Consider the following 8,927-nt stretch of genomic DNA (forward strand, 5'->3'; position numbering starts at 1 on the left):
GGTGGTCGGCGGCCGCGGCTCCGGCGCGGTGATGGTGCTGGCCGGCCCTCCCGGTGTCGGTAAGACGTCGCTGGGCGAGAGCGTGGCCCGGGCGTTGGGCCGCAAGTTCGTTCGCGTCGCCCTGGGCGGTGTGCGCGACGAGGCCGAGATCCGCGGGCACCGGCGCACCTACGTCGGGGCGCTGCCGGGCCGCATCGTGCGTGCGATCGGCGAGGCGGGATCGATGAATCCCGTTGTGCTGCTGGACGAGATCGACAAGGTCGGTTCCGACTACCGCGGCGACCCGAGCGCGGCGCTACTCGAGGTGCTGGACCCCGCGCAGAACCACACCTTCCGGGATCACTACCTGGATCTGGACCTGGATCTGTCCGACGTGGTGTTCCTGGCCACCGCCAACGTGATCGAGAACATCCCGTCGGCGCTGCTGGACCGCATGGAGCTGGTGCAGATCGACGGCTACACCGAGGACGACAAGGTCGCCATCGCGCGTGACTACCTGCTGCCCCGGCAGCGCGAGCGCGCGGCGCTGACCGAGGACGAGGTCGCGGTGACCGACGCCGCGTTGCGCAAGATCGCCGCCGACTACACCCGCGAGCCAGGGGTGCGGCAGTTCGAACGGCTGTTGGCCAAGGCGCTGCGCAAGGCGACCACCAAGCTGGCCGCCGACCCGACGCCGCTGTCCATCGACGAGCCGGAACTCGTTGACTACCTGGGTCGTCCGCGGTTCATGCCCGAATCCGCCGAACGCACGGCGGTGCCGGGCGTGGCCACCGGGCTGGCCGTGACGGGCCTCGGCGGTGACGTGCTCTACATCGAGGCCGGCGCCACCGACGGTGAGCCGGGTCTGCAGCTGACCGGTCAGCTGGGCGACGTGATGAAGGAGTCGGCCCAGATCGCGCTGTCCTACGTGCGTTCCCACGCCGCCGAGCTGGGTGTCGACCCGAAGGCGCTGGACCGGCGCATCCACGTGCACGTGCCCGCGGGTGCGGTGCCCAAGGACGGCCCGTCGGCCGGTGTCACCATGGTCACCGCGCTGGTGTCGATGGCGACCGGGCGGCAGGTTCGCTCCGACGTCGGGATGACAGGCGAGGTCACGCTGAACGGCCGCGTGCTGCCGATCGGCGGGGTGAAGCAGAAGCTGCTGGCGGCCCAACGTGCCGGATTGTCAACGGTTTTCATCCCGGCGCGCAACGAGCCCGACCTGGACGATGTGCCGGGCGAGGTGCTCGAGGCGCTGGACGTGCGGCCCATGACCGACGTCGCTGAGATCGTGGCGCTGGCACTGGAACCGACGACGCAGGCCGCGACGGTGGCCGCCTGACGCGATTGAACCCGTGTTCAGCCGTCGCTGACGCGATGCCCCGGACGTAAACCAGTAAGGCGTTTTCCTGCCGGCGGCCACTTCGTCGCCTACGCGACGTGAAAACCGCACAACGAGACGGCCGCTCTCGATGCGGCGGACGTTGTTGATGCGGCAGAATCGCAACGTATGAGTGACTTCGCGAATCTGAAACGGCGAGTCGTCCATCGCGTTCAGCGGCTGGTGGTCAACCCGGTGGGTCGTCAGTTGCCCGTGACCATGCTGGAAACCACCGGCCGTAAGAGCGGACAGCCCCGGCGCACCGCAGTGGGCGGCCGCGTGGTGGACAACCAGTTCTGGATGGTCTCCGAGCACGGCGAGCACTCGGACTACGTCCGCAACATCAAAGCCAATCCCGCTGTCCGCGTGCGGGTCGGCGGTCGGTGGCGCAACGGCACCGCCCACCTGCTGCCCGACGACGACGCCGTGCAGCGGTTGGGCAACCTGCCGCGACTGAACAGCGCGGTGGTACGCCTGATGGGCAGCGACCTGCTGACGATTCGCGTCGATCTGCACTGACGCGGCTACCCGTGTCGGACCGCGGGACTAGGGTCGTCACATGGCCTACGACGAGGACCTGGCCAACCGGATCCGCGAACTGGTGGGCACCCAATCGGGCGTCGAGGAAAAGCGCATGTTCGGCGGTCTGGCATTTCTGATCAACGGCAACATGTCGGTGGCCGTCAGCGGGCAGGGCGGGCTGCTGGTGCGGGTCCCGCCGCAGGACACCGACAAGCTCGTCGCGCGTGCGCACGTCAGCCCGATGGTGATGGCCGGGCGGGAAGCCCGCGGCTGGTTGCGCGTTGCGGCCCCCGGCGTGCAAACCAAACGCCAGCTTGACAGTTGGGTCAGGCGCGGCGTCGGTTACGCGCGGAGCCTGCCGCCCAAATAGCGGGTCCCGTTTGTTCCCGCAGGGCGCGGGTACGCGGGTGCGTATGGACAAGCGGGTGCGACGACTGCTCGACGTTGCCGGCACGACCTATGCCGCCCAGGCGCGTATCACGATGAGCGACAAGCCGATGCCGTTGTTCCAGCTTCTGGTGCTGTGCATGCTGGCCAGCAAGCCGATCGATGCGGGCATCGCCATGGCCGCCGCGCGTGAACTGTTCAAAGCCGGCCTGCGGACACCCAAAGCCGTGCAGCAGGCCGACCGGCAGACCATGATCGACGCGTTCGGACGCGCGCACTACGTGCGCTACGACGAGAGCTCGGCGACCCGGCTCGCCGATATGGCCGAGCGCGTCCGTAACGACTACTCCGGTGATCTGCGGCGGCTGGCCGAGCGCAGCCAGCACGACCCAGCCGCGGCCAAACGAATGCTCAAGCAATTCAAGGGAATCGGGGACACCGGTGCCGACATCTACCTTCGTGAAGTTCAGGACGTGTGGACGTGGGTGCGGCCGTACTTCGACGACCGCACAACCGGAACCGCCAAGCAACTCGGCCTGCCCGCCGAGCCGAAGAAGCTGGGATCGCTTGCGCCTCATGATAATGCGCGGTTGGCCGCCGCATTGATCAGGGCGTCGCTGGACGACGATGTGCGTCAGCGGGTGACCGGCTGAGCGGCCCGTGACCATACGCATCGGCACCTCCGGGTGGTCGTACAACCACTGGGTGAACGTGCTGTACCCGACCGGAACGCCGTCGGGACGCCGGCTCGCCCGCTACATCGAGGTGTTCGACACCGTCGAGCTCAACGCGAGTTTCTACCGCTGGCCCCAGGATTCGACCTTCACCGGCTGGCGCCAGCAGCTGCCGGAGGGCTTCACCATGTCGGTCAAGGCGCACCGCGGCCTGACGCACTACCGTCGGCTGGCCTCACCCGAACCGTGGATCGAGCGGTTCGAACGCTGCTGGAATCTGCTGGGTGATCGGCACGGGGTGCTACTCGTGCAGCTGCACCCCGAGCAGCAGCGCGACGACGCGCGCCTGGATTCGTTCCTGGCCCGCATGCCCGACTCGATCCGCGTCGCGGTGGAATTGCGTCATCCGTCGTGGAATGACCCCGCCGTGTTCGAGTTACTGGAACGCCGACGCGCCGCCTATGTGGTGATGAGCGGGCTCGGACTGGACTGCATCCCCCGGGCGACGACCGATTTGGTGTACATCCGGATGCACGGCCCGGATCCGGACGCCAACTACGCCGGCTCCTATTCCGACGACGACCTCCGGCGCTGGGCCGATCGCATCGTGCAGTGGGACGGCGACGGGAGGGACGTGTGGATGTATTTCAACAATGACCTGGGCGGGCATGCGGTCCGCAACGCGCTGGCCTTGCGCGACCTTTTGGGTTGAGCGCTCGCGAGTAGGCTGAAATCCTTCGAAAGAAGGGAGCGCCCATCATGGCCAGCTCGACCAGCTTCGTGATCGTCGGCGGCGGACTCGCGGCAGCCAAAGCCGTAGACGCATTGCGCGACAACAACTTCAGTGGTCACATCGTGGTGTTCGCCGAAGAGGAGCATCTACCTTACGAGCGGCCCCCACTGTCGAAGGAGTATCTGGCCGGCAAGAAGTCGTTGACGGATTTCACCGTGCAGAACTCCGACTGGTACCGGGACAACAATGTCGACTTGCGGCTCAGCACCCGGGTGTCGGAGCTGGACGCCGCCGGCCACACCGTGAGTGTTGCCGACGGCACCACCGTGGGTTACGACAAGCTGCTGCTGGCGACCGGCTCGGCGTCGCGGCGTCCGCCGATACCGGGCTCGGACGCCGGCGGCGTCCATTACCTGCGCACCTATGAAGACGCAGTGGCATTGAATTCCGTTCTGACCGAAGGCGCTTCGCTGGCCGTCGTGGGCGCCGGATGGATCGGGCTGGAGGTGGCCGCCGGGGCGCGCCAGCGCGGCGTCGACGTCACCGTGGTCGAGGCGGCCAGCCAACCGCTGCTGGCCGCGCTGGGCGAAACCGTCGGCGAAGTGTTCGCCACCCTGCATCGCGAGCACGGTGTGGATCTGCGGCTCGATACCCAGGTCGAGGAGATCACCCGGGCAAACGGAGCGGCGACCGGTTTGCTAACCCGCGACGGGGCGACGATCGCGGCCGACGCCGTGCTGGTGGCCGTCGGCGCCAAGCCCAACACCGAACTCGCCGAACAGGCCGGGCTGTCCATGGGCGACGGCGGGGTGCTCGTCGATGCCTCGTTGCGCACCAGCGACCCGGACATCTATGCCGTCGGCGACATCGCCGCGGCCCAACACCCGCTCTTCGGCACCCGGATCCGCACCGAGCACTGGGCCAACGCGCTCAAGCAGCCCGCGGTGGCGGTGGCCGGAATGCTGGGCACGCCAGGCGAATACGCGGAGCTGCCGTATTTCTTCACCGACCAATACGACCTCGGCATGGAATACGCCGGGCACGCCCCCGACTTCGAACGGGTGGTGTTCCGCGGCGACGTCACCGGCCGCGAGTTCGTGGCCTTCTGGCTCGACGGCGACGACCGGGTGCTGGCAGGAATGAACGTCAATGTCTGGGATGTACTCGACGATGTCAAAGCTCTGATCCGGGCCCAAACCCCGGTGAACGTAGACACATTGCGCGATCCGCAGTCGGCCCTGGCCGACCTGCTCGGCTGAGCCTCAGCCGGCGGTGCCCTCGGGGTCGGCGCCGTCAGCGTTGCGCGGCACCGGGGCCCAGGTCCCGTCGATGACGTCGGGTGGGCATTGCACCTGCAACCGTTCCCGCTCGGTTCGGCGGCGCTTGATTCGCAGCCGCGCATCGCCGGGCAGGGTGACCAATTCGTTGCAGGTCAGGTAGTACATGTCGTCGACGTCGTCGATCAAATCGGCATCGACGCGCAGGGAACCCAAGGCGCGCAGCGTCATTCGGAGTTCGTGCGTGAACCGCATCGTGGTGTCGTGGGCCAGCTCCCGGGAGCCGCGGGCGCCGGTGGGACGTTCGTCCGGCGTCGGCGACGGTGCGGGCACTGCGGCGGCGGCAGCGGCTGCGATGAGCAACATCGTCGGGTCGTCGGCGAAGGTCGCGCTGGCCAGCTCGGCCTCGCCCGGGCCGCGATGCCCGATCCGTGCGACGGCGGCATCCACGACGGCCGCGGTCTCCGGCGACAACGCGCGAATGCTCGCAAGGTTGCCCTCCTGGGCGAGCGCACACAACGGCGGGTCGGCCCGCAGCGCGGCCGCCAACCCGGCGATCTCCGCGGCGACGAGGCCGCTGTCGGTGATCATGCCCACCCCGGGCACGCTGCGATGCGCTTGACTGCGTACCGGCGTCACGGCGCTGACCCCGGCGTCGATCAGCCACAGCGCGTTGAGGATCCAGCCTTGATGGATGCGGTCGCGCAACAGCCGCAGCCGAACTTCCAGTGCCGCCTCCGGCAGCAGCGCGAGCTGGCCGGCATCGAGGTGTTCCGCGGTCGCCGCGGCACCGTAGGCGCGGGTGTCGGCCCGCAGATGGCGCAGCAGGGCCACCGAGCGTCCCGCGGCCACCGCCTTGGCGACCGAGCCCAGCGCCCCGCTCGCCAAGGCCGGCTCACCGAACGGCAGCGGATCCCCGACATGGGGCCGGCCGACCAGGGCGTCGCGGGTAACGGCCTCGTGGTCCCAACCGGGCAGCTGGGAGGCGGCGACCAGGTTGACGGAGACCCCGACGTAGGGGCGGTGGCCGAACACCGCGATGGCCCTGGTGCCCCACTCCTCGTCGACCGCGTCGCCCAGCGCGAGCGCCTGACCCAGCACCCGGCTCGCGGCGCGCAGCCCGCTCAGCTGGACGTCGAGCGTTATCGGCGTGAGCGGTCCGGGTAGCGCCTGGTCGAGGGCGGAGCTGCTGAAGACCGGGAATCGCGGATCGATCTGGTCGTCGAACTCACCCTCGATGCCTTCCGGTGCCGCGCTGTGCGCGTCGTCGGCCGGCCGCCGGGAGTGTGCCAGCACCTCGACCGGGAGCGCGAGCCGTCCGCCGTGGTTGATCGCGCCGGCGCCATCGAGTCGGCGGCCCACGAGTCCCCGTGCGGTGTCGGCGACCGCGTCGAGCGCGTGCCAGCCGAACTCGAACGACCAATCCTCTTGCGCCGCAGATGCGTTCATTTCCGGAATCAGCTGCGACCAGCTGCGCACCCGGTGCAGCCGGGACCGCGGATCGGTGGCTCGCAACATCCGCCACGCGGTGATCAGATTGACGGTGTCCGGGGTGGCGAGATCCACCACACCGGTGCGGTCGGTGTTGAGCGCCAGCACCAGAAAACGCATCAGGTCGTCGAGGTGCAGCACGCGCATGGGCTGGGCCGAGACCTTCGCGCGCAGCAGGGTGGCCACGGTACGGCACACCATCCAGTCGAGCTGGCGACCGACCGGTGGTGCGATGCGGACGGTCACGGTGGGGCCCCAGCTCGAGGACACCAGGTCCTCGGCCGGCCGGTACAGCTCGGGCCGGCCGGCGGCCTGCGACACGAACAGCAGCCGGGCGCCGGCGCGGGCGGCCGCATCGATCACCCGCGCGAGGCCGTCCATGTCCGCGCTGCCGGGAACGGACGGGTCGATGGGGGCCAGGTGGATGACCGCGTCGGCCTCGTCGGCCAGCTCCCGCAGGACCCGGTCGCGCAGCGGCGCGCAAACGAACTCGACGTTGCGGTCCAGGCACGGATGGGGAAGCTCAGCAATGCCGGTGACCGTGTGCCCGGCAGCGATCAGCTGCCCAGCGACCAGCCGCCCGAGGGCGCCGGTGGCGTCGGTAACCAGGATGTGCACCTGGGCTCACCTCCCCCAACCCTCAGCACTCAACAATAGGCAGGTAGGCACGGGCTACGCGACCGTTTGGCCGGTAACGGTTCGGTGACCTGCCGTGATTGCCGTAGGCCGGGGCTACCGCAGCGTCGCGCTGCCGTCCGCGGCGACGGCAACCTTGGCGCCACCGATATCTTCACGCACCGATGCATGCGCCGCGGCGCGATCGGTGACCACGGCCAGCGCGCGCGACCCGTCGGGCGTACGCACGGCCAGAAACGCCTTCTCGGGCTGGCCGTCGCGGTCGAACGGCGTCGTCCAGGCCTCGACGGTGCCGACGCCTTCCCACTCCACCGCCGCGTCCGTCGTCGGCTCCCGATCGACGGCCGGTTGCGTGTCTTCCCAACGGAATTCGGCCGGCGGCTCGGTGCTGTAGACCCCGAAACTGTGTTTAGTCAGGTAGCCGCCGTTGGCGGTGATCAGGCCGCGGCGGCCCGGATTGGCAACCAGCAACTCCGCCATGCTGGCAATCGAATGCATCACGTAGTTGCTCCACGGTCCACCCGCGAACGTCAGCCCACCGGTGACCGTCAGCGGTCGGGCGGGATCGTCGGTGCTCAATCCGAGTTCGGCCGCGGCCACCTGAACCGCGGAGGGAAAGCAGGAGTACAGGTCGACGTAATCGATGTCGTCGATGCCCAGGCCGACCAGCTCGAGCGCCCGCGCACCGGCGATCCGGATCGCCGTCGACCGGTGCAGTTCGTGGCGTTCGGCGATGGACGCGGTGTCGTGCGCGTCGGTGCCCGCGTGCGGGTACACCCAGCGCTCGGCCGGGATCTTCAGCCGGGTCGCCTCCCCGACCGAGGTCAGGATCAGCGCCGCGCCCTGGTCGACCATGTTGTTCGAGTTCATCAGCTTGGTGTAGGGCCAGCTGATCATCCGGTTCTGCGGGCCCGGCTGGCTGATGTCCTCGGCGGTCGACGGTTTGCGGATCCAGGCGTTCGGGTTGTCCACCGCCACGGCGTTGAACCGTGCCCACAGCGCCCCGATGCGCTTGAGGTGATCGTCGATCGACTCGCCGTTCGCGACCCGAAGCGCCTCCTCGAACAACGGGTAGACGTAGGCCGGGCGGTCGAGGGAGATCCTGATCTCGGCGTCACCGGCCATCGCGACGTCGTCGCCGCTGATCTCGGCCATCGGGATCGAGTGGTCCTGCTCGGTCCACACCAGCTTGCCGCCTTTGGCCCGCAGTCCCCGCCTGGTGCGCCAGGTTTCGGCGCCGGCCAGCAGCACGACCTTGGCCTGGCCGCTCTGGATATCCAGGCAGGCCTGGTTGACCAGCGACTGCGGCACGTTGCCGCCGACGGGGCTGTACAGCGTGCTGAAGTCCGACGCGCCGATTCGCTGGCCGAGCAACAGGCCCGGGTCGCGGTACTGGGCCGACAGGATGTTCACGATGCGGATCGAATCGACGGCCTCGATCACCGCGGCATCGGCGGCTTGCCGGGCCGCGGCCACCATCAGGTCCATCGGCTCGACCGAGCGGGTTTCCGGGTCGATCTCGTCGCGATGGTTGACCTGGCCGAAGCCGATCAACACCGGGGTCCTCGGGTCGACGCTCATGAAAACGAATTTAGCGTGGCTATGGATCCGCCTCGTCGGGCGGGACGGACAGGACGCCGTCGTCGATCAGCCGCTGGATGTCCGCGGGGTTCATGCCCAGCACGCTGCGGCAGATCTCGACGGTGTCCTGGCCTGGCAGCGGCGCCGGGGCCTGCCGGGCCGCCGGGATGTGGCGGTACGGCGCCGGGCCCGTCTCGGCCGGCAACGGGCTTTCGATCAGCGGATGCGTCATGGGGCTGTACACGTTTCGCGCGATCAGCTGCGGG

At 69.0% G+C, this 8,927-nt stretch carries 8 protein-coding genes and 1 pseudogene; 6 read left to right on the forward strand and 3 right to left on the reverse strand.

The genetic code is table 11. The features are described 5' to 3' along the window. From lon to A5708_RS16250, 6 genes are all read left to right on the forward strand, one after another. Positions 1-1,321 (forward strand): endopeptidase La (gene lon / locus A5708_RS16225; protein WP_065029609.1); only part of this gene is annotated, 1,321 nt, incomplete at its 5' end. Between the two features lie 168 nt (positions 1,322-1,489). Then, positions 1,490-1,879: a nitroreductase family deazaflavin-dependent oxidoreductase gene (locus A5708_RS16230; RefSeq protein ID WP_065029610.1), complete on the forward strand. Its 390-nt coding sequence runs from the start codon at positions 1,490-1,492 to the stop codon at positions 1,877-1,879. Between the two features lie 40 nt (positions 1,880-1,919). Beyond that, positions 1,920-2,252, forward strand: coding sequence for a TfoX/Sxy family protein (locus tag A5708_RS16235; RefSeq protein WP_065029611.1), 333 nt, complete (start codon positions 1,920-1,922; stop codon positions 2,250-2,252). 43 nt (positions 2,253-2,295) lie between these two features. Continuing rightward, positions 2,296-2,922, forward strand: a complete 627-nt coding sequence (locus A5708_RS16240) for an endonuclease (protein ID WP_065029612.1) — start codon at positions 2,296-2,298, stop codon at positions 2,920-2,922. Positions 2,923-2,929: 7 nt separating this feature from the next. Further along, positions 2,930-3,655, forward strand: a complete 726-nt coding sequence (locus A5708_RS16245) for a DUF72 domain-containing protein (RefSeq protein ID WP_065029613.1) — start codon at positions 2,930-2,932, stop codon at positions 3,653-3,655. A gap of 47 nt (positions 3,656-3,702) precedes the next feature. Beyond that, complete coding sequence (locus A5708_RS16250) at positions 3,703-4,935, forward strand: NAD(P)/FAD-dependent oxidoreductase (protein WP_065029614.1); 1,233 nt, start codon at positions 3,703-3,705, stop codon at positions 4,933-4,935. Between the two features lie 3 nt (positions 4,936-4,938). On the opposite strand, the gene A5708_RS16255 is transcribed toward A5708_RS16250, so the two are convergent. The 3 genes and pseudogenes from A5708_RS16255 to A5708_RS16265 form a co-directional block, all read right to left on the reverse strand. Beyond that, a complete protein-coding gene (locus tag A5708_RS16255; RefSeq protein ID WP_065029615.1) occupies positions 4,939-7,062 on the reverse strand; it encodes an NAD-dependent epimerase/dehydratase family protein in 2,124 nt (707 codons plus the stop codon). 114 nt (positions 7,063-7,176) lie between these two features. Then, on the reverse strand, positions 7,177-8,661 hold the full coding sequence (locus tag A5708_RS16260; protein ID WP_065029616.1) for an acetyl-CoA acetyltransferase: 1,485 nt from the start codon (positions 8,659-8,661) through the stop codon (positions 7,177-7,179). Between the two features lie 19 nt (positions 8,662-8,680). Next, positions 8,681-8,927 (reverse strand): annotated as a pseudogene (locus tag A5708_RS16265) (CoA transferase); the annotation flags it as partial.

The organism is Mycobacterium colombiense (genome assembly GCF_001672755.1).
GTDB classification, from domain to species: domain Bacteria; phylum Actinomycetota; class Actinomycetes; order Mycobacteriales; family Mycobacteriaceae; genus Mycobacterium; species Mycobacterium colombiense_C.

Coding starts and splice junctions, on each gene's coding strand:
- A5708_RS16260 (WP_065029616.1), bottom strand. CDS start 8,661: ATGAGCGTCGACCCGAGGACCCCGGTGTTGATCGGCTTCGGCCAGGTC.
- A5708_RS16230 (WP_065029610.1), top strand. CDS start 1,490: ATGAGTGACTTCGCGAATCTGAAACGGCGAGTCGTCCATCGCGTTCAG.
- A5708_RS16235 (WP_065029611.1), top strand. CDS start 1,920: ATGGCCTACGACGAGGACCTGGCCAACCGGATCCGCGAACTGGTGGGC.
- A5708_RS16250 (WP_065029614.1), top strand. CDS start 3,703: ATGGCCAGCTCGACCAGCTTCGTGATCGTCGGCGGCGGACTCGCGGCA.
- A5708_RS16240 (WP_065029612.1), top strand. CDS start 2,296: ATGGACAAGCGGGTGCGACGACTGCTCGACGTTGCCGGCACGACCTAT.